The sequence below is a fragment of the Caballeronia sp. PC1 genome, assembly GCF_021353155.1.
Lineage (GTDB): Bacteria > Pseudomonadota > Gammaproteobacteria > Burkholderiales > Burkholderiaceae > Caballeronia > Caballeronia cordobensis.
Window position 1 is genome coordinate 40,877 of sequence record NZ_JAJUBH010000005.1, and the last position, 16,281, is coordinate 57,157.

Here is a 16,281-nt window from a genome sequence, read left to right on the forward strand (position 1 = left end):
GCGGGACGACTCGACTTAAACGAGAAGAGTTCGAGGAGGACGTTCGATACCGCCCGTCAAAAAACGGGCCGAGCGAACGTGCGGTGGCGTAGGTGCCACCTGATGAGATAGCTCGATGGGTGTCGCTACGACCGCTACCGGTGGCAGAGCATTACCGAAGCAGCACGACGCGCAGATGCTGCAGGGCCCACTGCCGTGATGGTGTGAGCCGTCATGGGCGTCGTGATGATGCTGGGCGGAGCCGACGGCGGCGACGGAGTCCGACGCTGCATCAAACAAGTGAGTTGCACGGAAATGACTAACGGAGGAACTCCCTCCGCTAGTCCGCGAAAGTTCGCAGCTCAGCGGTGTGCCCGCGAATGCCCGAGCCGACAGGCTGAGCATCAGCAGAACGACAGTAAGGAATTGGCGCCAGTTTGTCATGAGGCAAGAGTCTAGCACGCGGGTTTATACCCGTTGCAAGCTACGGCGGATTAGTTGACAGGACGATACACAGGTGAGCATGACGCGACCGTGGCTCGAAAATGACCAAGCTGTAATGGAAGACCCTAAAATTACCGAAATGTCATTTTCGCGTCATGTGCTTGACTGACAGCCGTTGCTAACCTTACCGACGCCCTCTGCGATTGAAAGGCTCAATATGCGCATACTCCTCGTCGAAGACGAACAAAAAATGACGTCATATCTGCATAAGGGGTTAACCGAGGCGAGCTTCAACGTCGACGTTGCATCAAACGGAAAGGACGGCCTTTTCCTCGCCTTGCATGAAGACTTTGATATTGTCGTCCTAGACGTGATGCTTCCCCAATTAGACGGCTTCGAAGTGCTTCGCCGGTTGAGGCAACAAAAATCGACACCGGTGCTCCTTCTTACTGCCCGGGACACGGTGGAGGACAAGGTCAAAGGGCTCGAGTTGGGGGCCGACGATTATCTTTCAAAGCCATTCGCGTACGCGGAGTTCCTGGCGCGCGTCAAGTCTTTGCTTCGACGCTCGCCGCGCGGAGCGCGCGACGTAATCAACATCGCTGACCTCGAAATTGAACTCTTCAAGCGACGCGCCCGTCGTGGAAACGTTCGTATTGATTTGACAGCCCAGGAATTCGCGCTCCTTCAATTGCTGGCAGAGCGCCAAGGAGAGGTGCTGACGCGTACCTTCATCACGTCCCAACTCTGGGACATGAATTTCGACAGCGACACAAACGTCGTCGACGTCGCCGTTAAGCGCCTGCGGGCCAAAATCGATGCTCCTTTTGAAAGAAAACTGCTCCATACAGTGCGCGGCATGGGCTACGTACTGGAGGAGCGCACATGAAGGCGGATGGGCAGCATTATTCACTGTCCGGCCGCCTTGCGCTCGCCTTCCTCGGCGTCGCGGCGATGGTATTCGCGTTAATGGGTGCGTTCCTGTATACGTCGCTCTCATCAGAACTTCAGCGACGCGATGATATCGAGATTGACGGAAAGCTCAGTCAGTTCCGACAACTCATTCACAACACCGGGACAGTCGCAGGCGTCCGCGACGCCAGCAATATGTTTCACGAAATTCTGCTATCTCATCCGGGCGTATATTTGACGGTCCTGGACCGAGCGGGCGCGATAGTGGTTCAACACCCGGAAACGCCCGGTGGTCTGTTGTCCGCTTACGAGCCGCGGCGACTGCAAGGGTTCCCTTACACGTGCTCGCCCGAAGCGATTGGGTCTGCAAGATGCATTTTTTCAAGCGAGACCCTGCCCTCCGGGGAGACCGTGCGCATACTTCTCGCGCGCAGTGCTTCTGACAGAGTTTCCCTGCTGGCTAGTTACCGCTTGGACGTTTGGGCTGCGGCGGCAATTGGTTCGGCGCTGGTAGGACTTCTTGGTTATCTCGTGGCGAGGCGCGGACTTACGCCGGTGAAAAGTATTGGCCGCCAGGCGTCTCGCATCGAGGCGCACAACTTGAGTGAACGACTCAATATTGAGCGCGGCCCAGTCGAATTGCACGAAATAGCGCACTCGGTAAATCGAATGCTGGACCGCTTGGAGCGCGCGTTCGTCCGGTTGTCGCAATTTTCATCGGACCTCGCTCATGACATGCGCACGCCGCTCGCGAACGTAATCAGCTCTTCGCAAATCACGCTATCCAAGACCAGGAGCGTTGAGGAGTATGAAGCGCTTCTCGACTCCAACATCGAAGAGTGCGAGCGGCTTCAGCGCATGATTGGAAATATGCTGTTCCTTGCTCGGACCGATAATGCTCAGCAAGCCATCACGACTGTCGATGTAGATATCGCTTCAGAGCTTCGACGGCTCGCGTCCTATTTTGACGGTCTAGCCGAGGAACGCGGCAATTCGCTACGCGTTCAGGGCGACGGTACTATTCGCGCCGATACAACGATGTTTCGACGAGCAGTTAGTAATCTTGTAAGCAATGCCTTGGACCATGCATCTCCCGGTTCCACCATCGAGTTGCGAGGTTCCAACGGGCGCGGTTATACCGCCGTCTCCGTTACTAACGAAGGCGTCGAAATACCCGCCACGGACGTCGAAAAGATATTCGACCGATTCTATCGGCTAGACCCTGCCCGACACGATTCCGGGAAGAATGCGGGTTTGGGCCTTGCCATCGTCAAATCTATTATGGAACTGCACCGCGGCAAAATTGACGTGCAAAGTGCCGCTGGTCGGACGACGTTTACTCTATATTTCCCAACGAGCGATTCTGCTGCAATCAATGAGGTCGTCCCCGCCTGAAAACGTTGTCAGCATTGTTTCTCGAATAGGCTTGTCGCGCCAAGGGTAGCCCGGAGCAGAATTTGTGATTGTACTAAACCCGACGAATGCACGCCTGAGTTTCGTCGACATGAAGAGTTAGAAAGTGGACGATTCGTGTTGGCAAGGAGCCGCAAGACTTGTCGCGGCTCAGAGCAACAAATCCCGTCGCTGCTCCCGTAGGACATTAAATTGCCCTGCGACCATGAGCGGTGATTCGCAAAGTATCCTTGAAACATCACGAGCGATGCACAAATGGGGAATTCGCCAGCCATGATTGATTGCTCGTTGCCATCCCTGCAGAATGACGGAGCAATCCTGGCCGGCCGCGAGGGCAAATCGGCGATTAAATGCGCCTGGAGCAGCTAACCGCGAGAGAGCTCGCCGCGTGCTTGAATCACGCATCTGACACCTCGCCCTTCGTTCGGGTCAGTCCTGCGAGAATTTTTCTCCGGAGAAGTCAACGGTGACCAATTTCCCATCCATTTTTCCCATGCCAGGAGAATTCATCGGCATTCCCGGCGCGGCGACACCGCGCACTGCCCGTTGAGCAACTAACTTTTTTATAGCTGATGCAGGAACGTGGCCTTCAATGACTTGATTCGTGGCGCTCACGACAGCGGTATGGCAGGAACGCACGAAGGTCGGTACGCTTAGCTGGTCCTTAACCGCTTGAAGGTTGCTCGTATCAACGACGTTAGTCGCGAAACCCGCAGTCCTTACATGTTTAACCCAACCTTCGCAGCAGGCACAATCAGGGCTTTTATATATCGTGACCGTGACAGCCGCGGCATGCGCTATCGGCGCTCCAAGCATAAAAGCCGCTGTGATAAAAAGACGTTTCATGTTCGCTTCCGAAAATCCGAACTGCTTCTGAAACGTTATATTAGCGGAATTGCGAGGACCGCGACACCGAGAAAAAGCGACGTGGCGTCGCACCCGGCAGATTGACGGTAACTCGAGCGTCTCTCACCGGCTATTAAGAGCTGTCAGGTCAACCGGGCGACGCGCTATTCTTGTTACTGCTATCCTCGGGGCTAAAGTCCGGCTTAGGACGCTTCTACTTTTTTGTCCCGTACTAGGTAATTCTTGGTTCTCCTGGCAACTGCCCCCGTCGTCTACATCAAACAAAATAACCTTGCTCACCATAAACAGCGAAGCTTGGGCTAGCGACCGTTACTTCCATCGTTTGCTCTCTCTTTTTCTATGAGAGAGGTGTCGGCAAAAAATTACAGTCAAATGGCAGTTTTATCATTTTCGCGTCATCGTGAAGCAGCTTCGGACTTGTACACTGAAGAGAAGGCCAATATGAATTTTGGTCAACGGAAGAATGCGATGAAACTCATTATTGCAATCGCGACGCTCATGCTGCTGACAGTAGGAGTCAATGGCGTAGCCTATGGCGATGAAGGTCCGTTGAACCGGGGGAAAACGCGCGAGGAGGTTCGGCGTGAACTCGTCCAGGCCTACAAGGATGGTATTTTGCCTTTTCGACGGTCGGAGTACCCGCCTAGCGCGGCTTCCATGAAAAAGAACAAGGACGCATACGCTCGCGCTCACCCTGAGAAGACTTTAGAGTTCGACACGCCCAGCAAAGCAACAAGTCACTGAACCCGATTGTGCTGCACCTGAGCACCGCGCTTTCCGCTGTTTTAAACGTTCGCGCCAGCCGTGATATGTTCTTTTTGTGGTTTTAGACAAAAAACTTTAGCGAGCTCAACATACATTTGGTTTTTGCTCGGAGCACCTGCCACCCGGTCACTTCAGCGCAACGGATGGTCTTCGGTTTGATGCTCCGCTTCAATTTGATGCTCATTCCTCGGCGGCTGACTTCTGTGCGATGACGAGCCGTTGCAGGTTAAGAGAATCGCTCACGTTGCCGCCGATGCCATCCTGTTCCGTCGGTCGTAACCAATCTCATTTCGGTCGCCGCCAGCATGCTCAATGGGCTTCAATTTACGTCGGTGCGTCCTATTCGAGAAGTTGTCCGCTATCAAGGAAACAAAGTTGGGCCCGCGATTGCGCTCAGGCATGTCGAGAAAATCCCGAGCGCGGTCTAAAGATGGACGCTTCAAGGCGGAAGTCACCGGAAAACACAGGCTTGAAGCTTGCTAGCGTGAAACCTGTCGCGGGACTCCATCAGGGAAAGCGGACGCCACGAGGCCTTGGCGTTGCATTTCCCGCGGTTCCTGCGCGTGAATTGGAAGACATGCGCAATCGGAGAACAAGCTTGACCTTCCCGCAATGGGAAGGTTCAGCATCAGAGCTTCTAACTGCTGGAGCCAGCAATGAAATTCGAAGTCAAGGACATGTCATGTGGCGGATGTGCGAGCGCCATCACGCAAGCCATCACGCGGGAGGACGCCGCAGCCAGTGTGGCAATCGACGTGGCCGGCAAGGTTGTCGAGGTCGATTCGACCGTGTCCCAGGAACTGGTCATGGCAGCAATCGAAGCCGCGGGTTTTCATCCCACGGTGCTCGCTTCATGAAGCCGAGCATATCTCCGATGCGATATATGCTTGGCGCTCTTGCCGTCGCGATACTCGCAAGTACACCCGCCTTGGCGGAGAACGTCATCGTTCTAAACTCGGCGGACGCGAGTGTAAGTCTCATCGACCAGGCGAGTCAGAAAGTCGTTGACACTTTCCCGGTCGGTAAAGAGCCGCACCATCTGATGGCGACGCCAGACAACCAGTCTCTGATTGTCGCAAACTCGGTGGGCAATAACCTCGTGTTTCTGGACCCGAAAACAGGTAAGACTCAGAGGTGGGTTCCCGACATCGAAGACCCATATCAGCTTGGCTTTTCTTACGACCGGAAGTGGTTCGTCACCAACGGACTGCGTCTTGACCGTGTGGATATTTACCACTACGACGGCAAGAATGTCTCGCTCGCCAAGCGGGTGCCGCTCGCTAAGATGCCAAGCCACATGATTTTCACGGCCGACAGCAAGATTGTCTTCGTCACGTTGCAGGAGTCCGGAGAAGTTGCCGCCATCGACCTTGCGACACAGACAGTGCTGTGGAAGATGTCTGTTGGCAAAGCGCCGGCAGGACTGTGGCTCACGCCCGGCGACAAGTATCTGCTGATTGGCATGACCGGTGCTGACTATGTGGCCGTCATTGACTGGCGGGCGCGCAAAATCGTGAAGACAATTCACACGGATAGAGGGGCGCACAACTTCCGCTCCCTTGCCGACGGCCAACATGTGCTCGTGACGAATCGGGTCGGCAATACCATCAGCATCCTAGACCAGAACACGCTGACTAATGTGGGAACCATCGCAGGGTTGCTGCCCGGGCCCGATGACATGGAGCTCACGCCCGACCGGCGATACCTGTGGGTCACGTTCCGTTTCACGCGCTATGTCGGCGTTATCGACATGAAGACGTTGAAGCTCGTGAACACTATCAAGGTCGGGAAATCACCGCACGGCATTTACTTCTATAACCGCGCACCGCTGATGTAGCAGTCTTCGCAGGAGGTTGCGATGCAGATTGTCACTGCCCTCGGTCACGCGTTGTGGATGTCCTTCACAATGTTGTGGCAGATATTCTGGGGGCTGAGTCTCGGCTTCCTGTTTTCCGCTTTGATTGAAGTCGCTGTCTCCAAGTCGGAGATGTCGAAGCTTCTTCCGAATGCGTCCGCCGGGTCGCTGACAACTGCCAGTCTGCTCGGCGCTGCCTCGTCCTCCTGCTCCTATGCCGCCGTCGCGATGACCCGCTCCATCGTGCGCAAGGGAGGCGACTTCACGGCCGCGATGGCGTTCCAGTTCGCAGCAACCAATCTCGTGCTCGAGCTCGGCGTGCTGATGTGGGTGCTGATTACCTGGCAGTTCGCAGCCGCTGAGTTCATCGGCGGCCCAGTCATGATTGTCGTCTTGTCGCTACTCTTCCGATTCTTTCTCAAGGGCTCGCTGAAAAGCGAGGCTATCGAACAGGCGAACGAGGGTATTGCCGGCAGCATGGAGGGTCACGCCGCCATGTCGATGAGCAAACAGCAAGGGACCTGGAAGCAACGTCTCGCTTCCAGAGAGGGTTGGATAGCCATCAGTCACGGCTACGTGATGAACTGGTCGATGCTTTGGCGCGATATTGCAATAGGGTTGCTTATCGCGGGCGCGCTCGGCGCATGGGTGCCGGACAGCTTCTGGCAGAAATTCTTCCTCGTCAGCCACCCTACGGTCGCGATGATTTGGGGCGCGTTTGTAGGCCCGCTGATTGCCGTTGCGTCGTTCACCTGTTCCGTGGGTAACGTGCCGCTCGCAGCAGTACTGTGGAACGGTGGCATCAGCTTCGGTGGCGTCGCTTCTTTCATCTTTGGCGACCTCATCATTCTCCCCATCCTCAACATCTACAGGAAATACTACGGCGGCCGCATGACGGTGTTCCTCGCTGTGACCTTCTATCTTTCAATGGTTTCAGCGGCACTCGTGGTCGAAGGGCTTTTCCAGTCGCTCGGGTGGGTGCCGAGCGAACGCCACACGGCAGTCGTCGACGCAGCGATTACATTCAACTACACGACCGTACTCGACATCATCTTTGGTGCAATCTTCATCGTCTTGACAGTCGTATTTTTCAGGACAGGTGGTCCGGAGATGATGCGCATGATGGAGGGCGACCATCACGAGCACGGCGCTCACGGGCATCACTCTGGACATGCCGATGCGCATCATCATCGCCAGGACCCATCCAACTGATTTCACTTGCAAGGAGCTCCAGCATGAAATACGTAACCTTCCTCAATGTCATCTCCGTCTGTGCTGGCGTGGCCCTCTCGGGCGCTTCGCTCGCGGTGCACGCACAGCAGAGTGCGTCGATGCCCGCCATGAGTATGGCCGGGTCGACCGCCGGTGATTCGAACCCTGCAACCCATGCCTTCAAGGAGGGCGGCGAACAGATGATGAAAAACATGAGTGCTCCGCCCTACACGGGCAACACCGACAAGGACTTTGTGGCGCACATGATTCCCCATCACCAAGGCGCCGTGGATATGGCGAAGGTGGAGTTGAAGTACGGAAAGGACCCCGACATGAAGCGACTGGCCAAGAACATTATCAAGGCACAAGATGAGGAGATTGCTTACATGGTATGCGGTCAATTAACGACGCCCATCAGGGTTATTGAACTGGGCAATGACTTACCGCACTTCGGCGGGCATATTCCAAGGAAGGAGCGCGGCGTAGTCGTCGACGGTCTGCGCGAGCGGCAGGCCTCGGAGTAGCCACGTGAGGTATCGATACGGATCGACACCGTTGGCTCTTGCCGACTGGACCAGTGAGTAAAGATTCGCGCTCGCATGCGCGCCGGAAACCGTATCGGCAAACAGGAAGCCCTTGCGTGCAACGACGAACGGCCTAATCTCGTTTTCACACGCGTTGTTCGAGATTGGATAGTCGCCGTTCTCAATGTAGCGGCTCAGCTTGTGCCACTGCCGATTCAGATATTGCAGCGCCTTGCCCAGCATGCTACCCGGCACGACGGCAGGCAGATGCTCAATCAACAATTGCTCGATGACGGCGAGCACGCGGGCGCTATAGCGGCGGCGTAGTCGCAGCCGGCGAACGGCGCTCCACTTCGCACTTCGCGCCTCAGCCGCGAACAGCTTGCCGATGAGGTTGATGAAGCGAGTTGACAGAAGGTCCGGAGTGCGAGCGGATTTGGGCACCGTATCTTCCGCCTTGACGAACGCGCGCCTTGAATGAGCCCAACAACCAAGATGGACGAGCTGATGGTCGTGCGCGATGCCGCTATACAGCTCATATCCATCGGTCATCAACGCAGCCCCCGATCTGACGCCGGCATATAGTTGCGCGGCGTGTTTTGCACCGCGACCCGGCGTGTAAGTGAACAGTCGGATGGGCGGTCCCGAACCGTTCATTTGCGCCCAGACGTAGCTCTTTGTTTGCGGTCGGCGCCCGGGCTCCTTGAGCACCTGGAAGGTCGTCTCGTCGCCATAGATCAGATCTGCTTCGAGCAACGTGTCGCGCATCAGGTTGATCACCGGCTGGGTCGCAAGCCCAACCCGCACAACGCTGACGGCAACCGTGTTCGACGAGATGTCGCCGCCGAAGCGTCGCAAGAGCCCGGCCTGACGATAGATTGGCATGCCAAACTGGTATTTGCCGGTGATGATCCACGCCAGTGCCGATTCGGTAAGCAGGCCGCGCGGAATGATCCGCGGTGGTGGCGGCGTTACCTTGATACCCAGATCGCAACAGGGGCAAGCGTACTTGACGCGTTGATGCTGGATGACGCGGATATGCTCTGGAATCACGTCGAGTTGCTCGCTGATCTCAACGCCGATTTCCACGAGCGCGTGGCCATCGTGACCACAGAAGCGCTCGGACTCGGGCAGCTCGTGCCGGACGACCTCGCGCGGCAGGCTCGGCTCGAGCGGCTTGCGGCCGCGCTTCTTGCGTGTGTGGGCAGACACCGCTGTATTTGCCGTATCTTCCTGCGCGGGCTGTCCGCCGGAGACCGTGAGCGCTTCGGCTTCATTGAACAGACCAAGCTGGTCCGATTCGCGCGATTCGCTAGACGCGCCAAACAGTTCGCGCTTGTACGCTCGCAGCCGCTCTTCCGCGAGATCCCGCTCCGCTGTCACCAGCCGTAGTGTGCCGCGCAGTTCGTCACGCTCCTGCTGAACGGCACCAAGTGCGTCGCGTGCGGCGAGCAACTCCTTCAGTTCCTCGGCAGTGATCGTGACATTGATCGGCATGCCCGGTTAGACAGGCATGCTGCGTCGATGTTCAGCTCACGCGAGCATAATATCGCTTTGGGTGTTTCTTGATGGCGGCGAGGTCCACGCCCTGTAGAAGCCAGCGTAATTGCTCTGTGCTCAGCATCACGACGGCCGCATCGTTGGGCCACGCAAAGCGATCATGACCTTCGAGCCGCTTCATGAGAAGCCAGAACCCATTGCCATCCCAGGCAATGATCTTGATACGATCGTGACGTCGATTGCCGAACACATACAAGGCCTCGTCCAGCGGGTTTAGCGACATCGCCTGCTCGACGAGGATCGACAAACCATTGATGCCCATCCGGAAGTCAACGGGATCGCGGTGAACGTAGACCTTTAGCCCATCGTCGAACCGGAACACGGTAGCCTCCCGAGCATCTGGACGATCGTCGCCAGTTCTTCGAGACTCGCGTTGCCCAGCTCGAACTCGACGCCATTCGGCAGCCGCACATGAAGTGCGACGACCATCGACGGCAGGGGCGGCGACCGCTCTTGAGTCACATCGGGCGGTGCCAATGGCGCGGTGACAACTGGAATGAATGCCGGCGCCACGCTCGAGCGCGCCGATGTCGGAGTATCGATCAGCGTGCCGTCTGCGACCCCTGACGCCAAGTTCTGCTGGGCCTGCGCCATTCGCTGCTGACGGTAACGAGTGATCCACTTGCGAAGCTGATTGGGATTTACGTCATGTTCCATGGCCGTGCGCGCGATAGACACGCCGGGCTTCAGGCACATCCTGACAAGTTCGTCCCGTGCGGCTTCGTCATACTCGCGACGGCCATCGCGTTTCGCGCCAATCACCAGGCGGCTCTTGAGGTCTTTGTTCTCTGTCATCAGTGTCAGTGTGCAGGTGTCCACGTGGACACCTAGCTTCTGACCTTCTGCCCCTAGACGGAAGGGCGTCTTTTATTGACCGCTTACCTTACATGAAGAGGTGGCAAGCCAAGCACGCTGGCGAATGATGTGTCAGCGTGCAGGCGGACTGCTGACGTGCAGCGCGTGCATCAGATGACAGGCTGGAGTGGTAATGGACGACCGTGCCCGTCGCAAGGACAGACGTAAAACCCTGACGGAGCAAACGAAGTCGGCGATGCGAGAGCGGCTCGAAGGGCGAGGCGCGCGGGTGTTCCTGCCGTTTTTTGGCCCGGCGGTCGTCGTCTCAATCGCCTACATGGACCCAGGGAATTTCGCGACGAACATTCAGGCTGGCGCGAAGTACGGCTATACGCTCCTCTGGGTTGTGCTGTTGGCGAATCTAATAGCCATGCTGTTTCAGGCGCTTTCGGCGAAGCTGGGGATAGTTACCGGACGAAACCTCGCTGAGCTCTGCCGCGAACACTTTCCGAAGTCCCTCGTCCTTCTCATGTGGGGCGTGAGCGAGGTGGCCGCGATGGCCACGGATTTGGCCGAGTTTCTGGGCGGAGCAGTCGGTCTATCCCTGCTGTTCCACATGCCTTTGTTTGTCAGCATGGTTGTCACCGCTCTCGTGACCTACGCGCTTCTGTTGTTTGAGCGCGCCGGTTTCCGTCCGCTCGAACTTGCAATCGGGGGGCTGGTGGGCGTGATTGGCTTGTCTTACCTAGCCGAACTGTTCATCGTACGGGTCGCCTGGCCAGAAGTCTTCACGCATACCTTTTCGCCACGTCTTCCAGATTCAGAAGCTCTCACTATTGCTGTCGGCATCATTGGTGCCACCGTCATGCCACATGCGTTGTTCCTCCATTCTGGGTTAACTCAAAGGCGCATGCTCCCAGAGACAGAAGCTGAACGCACCACGCTACTGGCGTATTCGAACCTCGAGGTGGTCATCGCGCTGAGCACTGCCGGCCTTATCAATATGGCCATGGTCATCATGGCTTCCGGCGCATTCCACGAGGGACACCCTGATGTCGCCGAAATCGAGACGGCATATCACACATTGGCACCGCTGCTGGGCATTGGCGCTGCAGGCATTTTTCTACTTGCCCTAATCGCCTCCGGGATATCAAGCTCGGTCGTGGGAACGATGGCCGGCCAGATGATTATGCAGGGATTCGTTGGCTTTCGTATCCCGCTATGGGTGCGGAGGGTCGTGACCATGTTGCCCAGTTTTGCGGTAGTCGGCTTCGGCGTAAATGCTACAACTGCGCTCGTCATCAGTCAGGTCGTGTTGAGCCTGGCGTTGCCGTTTCCGATGCTGGCGCTGCTATGGTTTAGTAGCCGACAGGACATCATGGGTGTCCGCAAGAATAGCGCATCTACGACCATACTGGCCGCGGGGGCAGCGGTCATCGTCCTGGCACTCAACGCGTTCTTGTTGCTGCAAACGTTCGGATTAGCACGAGGATAATCGCGGCTCGTGAGGCCGATGAACCGCTGCCTCCTAGCCCAGATGAGTTCCTCGATGTTTCTCAAGCGTGGTTTCCATCGAGGTTAAACCTTGCATAATTCCACACTCTTTGACCGCCGCGTCGCCCGCGCAACGGGCGCGCAGAGTACCCAGTTGTTCCCGCAGGCGGACAAGTTCTGCGATACGTTCGTCGACATGCGCGATGTGCTCGTCCAGCAGCGAGTCAATGGTGCCGCATCCGATGCTCGGCTCGTACGATGCGGACAGCAGCGCTCGAACTTCATCGTGCGTCATGTCAAGCGCGCGGCAGTTTCGTATGAAGCGGAGACGGTCGATGTGGGCGGGAGTGTAGTTACGATAGTTCGCCTCGGTCCGCTCAGGCGGCGGGAGTAAGCCTTCCTTTTCGTAGAACCGGACCGTGTCTGTTGTGCAGTTGGCCGCCTTTGCCAGTTCGCCAATTCTCATACATCTGTCCCCCAAAAAACCCTTGACCTTGGAGTTCCTCCAAGGTGTTTACTGGGAGCATATACCAAGCGGATAGCAGACATGGAAGATTGTTGCGGTAAAAAAAGCTCGGACATCGCGTTGCAACAGGCCAAAACAAAGCGCGAGACGCACGATGGTTGTTGCCGTGGAAATACCTGCGCAGACATACTCGATGAAGATGCGACAGGACGGGTGCATGACGACGCAGGGCATTCGACCAATCGTCACGTTCATGAGCATCGCCGAGACGCGCAATGTGACCACGTCCATGGACACGACCACGCACCGCATGGTGGGTACAGTAAAGCGCAGCCCGCTCTGGCTGCGCTCACTCAGTCTTCGGCGGTCGGAGGCTTGGTCAGCACTCAGATGCGGATAATGCAGATGGACTGCCCGACGGAGGAAGCGCTCATTCGCAAGAAGCTCGGCGGAATGGCTGAGGTCTCCGAGATGCAATTCAATCTCATGCAGCGGGTCCTCACAGTAGTTCATCGGCCCGACGGTCTCCAAGCAGTCGTCAAAGCGCTTTCGACTCTTGGGTTCACGCCGGAACTCGGCGACGAAGCGGCCGCACGTCACGCTCCGAGGCAGGTCAAGAGGTCCTGGTGGCCATTGGTCATCGCCGGTGTCGCCGCGTTCGGTGCAGAAGTTTCCGACTGGCTCGGTGCGTCAGTGTGGGTCGTAGCAGGGCTTGCCTTGGTGGCCGTTGCGTGTTCCGGTATTGGCACCTACAAGAAGGGCTGGGTCGCCATCAAGAATCTGAACCTGAACATCAACGCGCTGATGAGCATCGCGGTTACGGGCGCGTTGGCCTTAGGCCAATGGCCCGAGGCTGCGATGGTGATGGTGCTGTTCACAATTGCCGAGCTCATCGAGGCGAAATCGCTCGACCGAGCCCGCAACGCAATCGAAGGGTTGATGAGCCTCGCGCCCGAAACCGCGACGGTCAAGCAGGCAGATGGTTCGTGGGTCGACGTTGACGCGGCACGCGTCGACTTGGGCGCGATTGTGCGCGTACGTCCTGGAGAACGTATTGCGCTTGACGGGGCTGTCACAGAGGGGCGTACCACGGTCAACCAGGCACCAATTACTGGCGAAAGTATGTCGGTTGAAAAAGGTCTCGGCGATAACGTCTTCGCAGGCACCATCAACGAATCGGGTTCATTCGAGTTTCAAGTCACCGCTGCGGCGAACAATTCGACGCTCGCGCGCATCATTCATGCGGTCGAGGACGCTCAAGGCACCAAAGCCCCGACGCAGCGATTTGTCGACCAGTTCGCCAAGGTCTACACCCCGATTGTCTTCGTGGTTGCGCTTGGCGTCGCCATCGTTCCGCCGCTCCTTTTCGCCGGCGCATGGTTTGACTGGGTCTACAAGGCACTGGTGCTGCTCGTCATCGCTTGCCCTTGCGCACTTGTGATTTCGACGCCGGTTTCTATAGTTAGTGGTCTTGCTTCCGCTGCTCGCAAAGGCATTCTGGTCAAGGGCGGCACATTCCTCGAGCAGGGTCGGAGGCTTCGTTGGCTTGCACTCGACAAGACGGGCACTATTACCTACGGTAAGCCGGTGCAAGTCGCCTTCGAGCTCCATGCGACCGACATCGAAAGCATGTTCGTGCGCTCTATTGCGGCCAGCTTGTCGAGTCGCTCAGACCATCCTGTCTCGACAGCCATCACGCGAGCAGGAAATGCCGATGGCGTGGCGCGGCTCTCAGTCGAGGAGTTTGAGGCGATTCCTGGACGAGGTATCGCGGGACGCGTGGATGGTCGCCACTACTCCCTCGGTAATCACAGCCTCGTTGAGGAGCTTGGCCGTTGTTCGCAGGAACTCGAGGCTCGACTAGAACCATACGAGCGAGACGGAAAGACTGTGGTTATGCTCGCGGATAACAAGCGTGTGCTTGGTCTCTTTGTTGTTGCCGACACGGTGAAGGAATCGAGCCGCGAAGCAATCTCCGAGCTCCGCGCGCTCGGCGTGCGAACCGCGATGCTCACAGGTGACAACGGACACACTGCGGCAGCGATTGCCAAGGAAGTGGGCGTCGACCGCGCCGAGGGTGACCAGCTTCCCGAGGACAAACTGCGCGTGGTCGAGAGCCTGTCGAGTGTTAATGCGATGGTCGGCATGGTGGGTGACGGCATAAATGATGCACCAGCACTCGCGCGGGCGGACATCGGCTTCGCCATGGGTGCGATGGGTACGGATACCGCTATCGAGACGGCCGACGTCGCGCTGATGGATGACGATTTGCGCAAGATTCCCACGTTCATCCGTCTTTCGAAGGCGACCCACACGGTGTTGGTCCAGAACATCACGTTGGCGCTTGGCATAAAGGCACTCTTTCTTACACTGACCATCGGTGGACTCGGGACGATGTGGATGGCCGTGTTCGCTGACGTGGGAGCGAGCCTGCTCGTCGTTGCGAACGGCTTGCGACTGCTGCGCAAGTAGATTTGGGTAAGGGTCTCTGCTCGGTTGGCGTTCACCACGCGGTCGTCGTCGAAATTGCTCCGCCTGAGGCGCAGATAGTTTGGAGTATGGTTTTGAACCTACCTGACCATCAGAAGATGCCTGTAACACCGCTCGTAAATATCGCGAGTCGTGGCAGAGGAGAAGTCCAACCGCAGATTGCTGTCAAAGATGGACGCTAGAGCGCTGCCGCTCAGCGTGAGGCCAGTCTCAGCTTCGATGACCTTCGAAATCGATAGCGCACGACTTGTCAACATAACCCGGGCTACGACATCTTCGTCGCGCTGCATTGATTTCGACCAGAAAACGGAAGACTCGACGGTATTCTCTGTTGACATCCATCCACCGGTCGCGAATTTGGTCGCAAGGTGGGAGATGACGAGGAAGGTCAGCATCTCTGTTTGCACTTTCAAATTGCCGCTAACAGGAAATGTCATTGGGGACAAAGAGAGGCTTGGTTACGATGAAGTCCATTGTAGGACGCGTTCGACTGAGTTCAAGTCGTCGAAGCCGGCAAATCTACCGCGGCACGACGCATGGACGAAATTGAGTATCCCTGCCTCACACGTTCGGCCTGAACACGGCTCGTTCGGAACTCAGCGGAGGTGAAGACTGCATTTGGGTCTTGCTGCGCATCGGTGCGCACGTCGTGCAGGTACCCGTCGAAAACGGGACCCTAGAAAAAGGCCACACCCTACGCCGGCGGTTGTTCTCGTTGTTCTTGTATGTTGATGCGCGCGCAAAACTGACCCACTTCCGCTAGAAATTTGCATCGAAAATTGACCCACATGTTCAACTTCCTGCTTGGACGCCAAGCAGCAGAACGGAGTGATTACCGTGAGCATGTTGGCCAAGATTCGGCGGATGCATTTCCGCGACGGCGTCCCGCTTCGGGACATTGCGAGACAGACGGGGCTCTCGAGAAACACCATTCGACGTTGGCTGCGCGAGCCCACGACGGGCGAGCCCAAGTATCCGAAACGCGTCAACGACAGCGTTATTGACCCGTGGTCTGAGCAATTAAGGTTGTGGCTGGTCGCCGACACAACGCGACCTAGGCGAGAGCGTCGTTCCGCAACGCAGATATATGAGGATTTGCGCGCGTCCGGTTACGACGGGAGCTACGACCGCGTCTCAGCGTTTGTGCGCAACTGGAAGAAGGCACGCGATGCTGGGGCGCAGCGCGGTGCCTTCGTGCCGCTCGCATTCGAATACGGCGAAGCGTTCCAGTTTGACTGGAGTTGCGAGTATGTCTTTATCGGAGGGCTGAGGCGACGGATAGAAGTTGCCCACATGAAGCTCGCCGCGAGTCGTGCCTTCTGGCTGGTGGCCTATCCGACGCAAAGTCACGAGATGTTGTTCGACGCGCACGCGCGAGCGTTCGTGGCCTTAGGCGGCGTTCCTCGGCGCGGCATCTACGATTTTGTGGCCAGCCACAAAATCGTAGTTTTGTGCCCGGACTCGTTTTGTGCCCTAGCGGCCTGAGACGCGCACCGCGCCTCAAG

13 protein-coding genes and 2 pseudogenes are annotated in these 16,281 nt (G+C 57.2%); 10 read left to right on the forward strand and 5 right to left on the reverse strand.

Translation table 11 applies throughout. The features are described from left to right. The first annotated feature begins 640 nt into the window (after nt 1-640). Together LY284_RS36295 and LY284_RS36300 are read left to right on the forward strand one after the other, a co-directional pair. On the forward strand, nt 641-1,312 hold the full coding sequence (locus tag LY284_RS36295) for a heavy metal response regulator transcription factor (protein WP_029672341.1): 672 nt from the start codon (nt 641-643) through the stop codon (nt 1,310-1,312). Then, on the forward strand, nt 1,309-2,730 hold the full coding sequence (locus LY284_RS36300) for a heavy metal sensor histidine kinase (protein WP_034472854.1): 1,422 nt from the start codon (nt 1,309-1,311) through the stop codon (nt 2,728-2,730). Before LY284_RS36295 ends, LY284_RS36300 begins: the two co-directional genes overlap by 4 nt. Nucleotides 2,731-3,177: 447 nt before the next feature. Here LY284_RS36300 and LY284_RS36305 read toward each other — a convergent pair whose 3' ends face one another. After that, nucleotides 3,178-3,594, reverse strand: coding sequence for a DUF411 domain-containing protein (locus LY284_RS36305; RefSeq protein ID WP_029672339.1), 417 nt, complete (start codon nt 3,592-3,594; stop codon nt 3,178-3,180). A gap of 438 nt (nt 3,595-4,032) precedes the next feature. Here LY284_RS36305 and LY284_RS36310 point away from each other — a divergent pair, with 438 nt between their 5' ends. The 5 genes and pseudogenes from LY284_RS36310 to LY284_RS36330 form a co-directional block, all read left to right on the forward strand. Beyond that, nucleotides 4,033-4,359, forward strand: a complete 327-nt coding sequence (locus LY284_RS36310) for a DUF4148 domain-containing protein (protein WP_233392123.1) — start codon at nt 4,033-4,035, stop codon at nt 4,357-4,359. 677 nt (nt 4,360-5,036) lie between these two features. Then, the gene (locus tag LY284_RS36315; protein ID WP_029672337.1) at nt 5,037-5,237 is read left to right on the forward strand and encodes a heavy-metal-associated domain-containing protein; all 201 of its coding nucleotides are present in this window, start codon (nt 5,037-5,039) and stop codon (nt 5,235-5,237) included. A gap of 17 nt (nt 5,238-5,254) precedes the next feature. After that, a complete protein-coding gene (locus LY284_RS36320; RefSeq protein ID WP_029672336.1) occupies nt 5,255-6,217 on the forward strand; it encodes a cytochrome D1 domain-containing protein in 963 nt (320 codons plus the stop codon). A gap of 21 nt (nt 6,218-6,238) precedes the next feature. After that, the gene (locus LY284_RS36325) at nt 6,239-7,447 is read left to right on the forward strand and encodes a permease (protein ID WP_029672335.1); all 1,209 of its coding nucleotides are present in this window, start codon (nt 6,239-6,241) and stop codon (nt 7,445-7,447) included. Between the two features lie 23 nt (nt 7,448-7,470). Beyond that, nucleotides 7,471-7,836: pseudogene (locus LY284_RS36330) on the forward strand (DUF305 domain-containing protein); the annotation flags it as partial. A 51-nt stretch (nt 7,837-7,887) separates the two neighbouring features. Here the strand turns inward: LY284_RS36330 and LY284_RS36335 are convergent. The 3 genes from LY284_RS36335 to LY284_RS36345 are packed head-to-tail and all read right to left on the reverse strand — an operon-like array spanning nt 7,888 to nt 10,350. Beyond that, nucleotides 7,888-9,468 (reverse strand): IS66 family transposase, encoded by a 1,581-nt coding sequence (locus tag LY284_RS36335; RefSeq protein WP_233392125.1) that lies wholly within the window; start codon nt 9,466-9,468, stop codon nt 7,888-7,890. Nucleotides 9,469-9,499: 31 nt separating this feature from the next. Further along, nucleotides 9,500-9,853 carry an IS66 family insertion sequence element accessory protein TnpB gene (gene tnpB, locus LY284_RS36340; RefSeq protein ID WP_077162218.1) on the reverse strand — a complete coding sequence of 118 codons (354 nt, stop codon included), beginning with the start codon at nt 9,851-9,853 and terminating at the stop codon, nt 9,500-9,502. Further along, entirely contained in the window at nt 9,829-10,350 is a 522-nt protein-coding gene (locus LY284_RS36345) for a transposase (protein WP_372492581.1), read from the reverse strand. The genes tnpB and LY284_RS36345 overlap by 25 nt, the downstream gene beginning before the upstream one ends. Before the next feature lie 169 nt (nt 10,351-10,519). On the opposite strand from LY284_RS36345, the gene LY284_RS36350 reads away from it, so the two are divergent. Then, nucleotides 10,520-11,821, forward strand: a complete 1,302-nt coding sequence (locus LY284_RS36350) for an Nramp family divalent metal transporter (protein WP_029672333.1) — start codon at nt 10,520-10,522, stop codon at nt 11,819-11,821. A 33-nt stretch (nt 11,822-11,854) separates the two neighbouring features. On the opposite strand, the gene cadR is transcribed toward LY284_RS36350, so the two are convergent. Continuing rightward, entirely contained in the window at nt 11,855-12,286 is a 432-nt protein-coding gene (gene cadR / locus LY284_RS36355; protein WP_033536745.1) for a Cd(II)/Pb(II)-responsive transcriptional regulator, read from the reverse strand. A gap of 81 nt (nt 12,287-12,367) precedes the next feature. Here cadR and LY284_RS36360 point away from each other — a divergent pair, with 81 nt between their 5' ends. Together LY284_RS36360 and istA are read left to right on the forward strand one after the other, a co-directional pair. Continuing rightward, a complete protein-coding gene (locus LY284_RS36360) occupies nt 12,368-14,758 on the forward strand; it encodes a heavy metal translocating P-type ATPase (RefSeq protein ID WP_375294348.1) in 2,391 nt (796 codons plus the stop codon). Nucleotides 14,759-15,613: 855 nt separating this feature from the next. Beyond that, a pseudogene (istA, locus tag LY284_RS36365) lies at nt 15,614-16,198 on the forward strand (IS21 family transposase); the annotation flags it as partial. Nucleotides 16,199-16,281 lie beyond the last annotated feature (83 nt).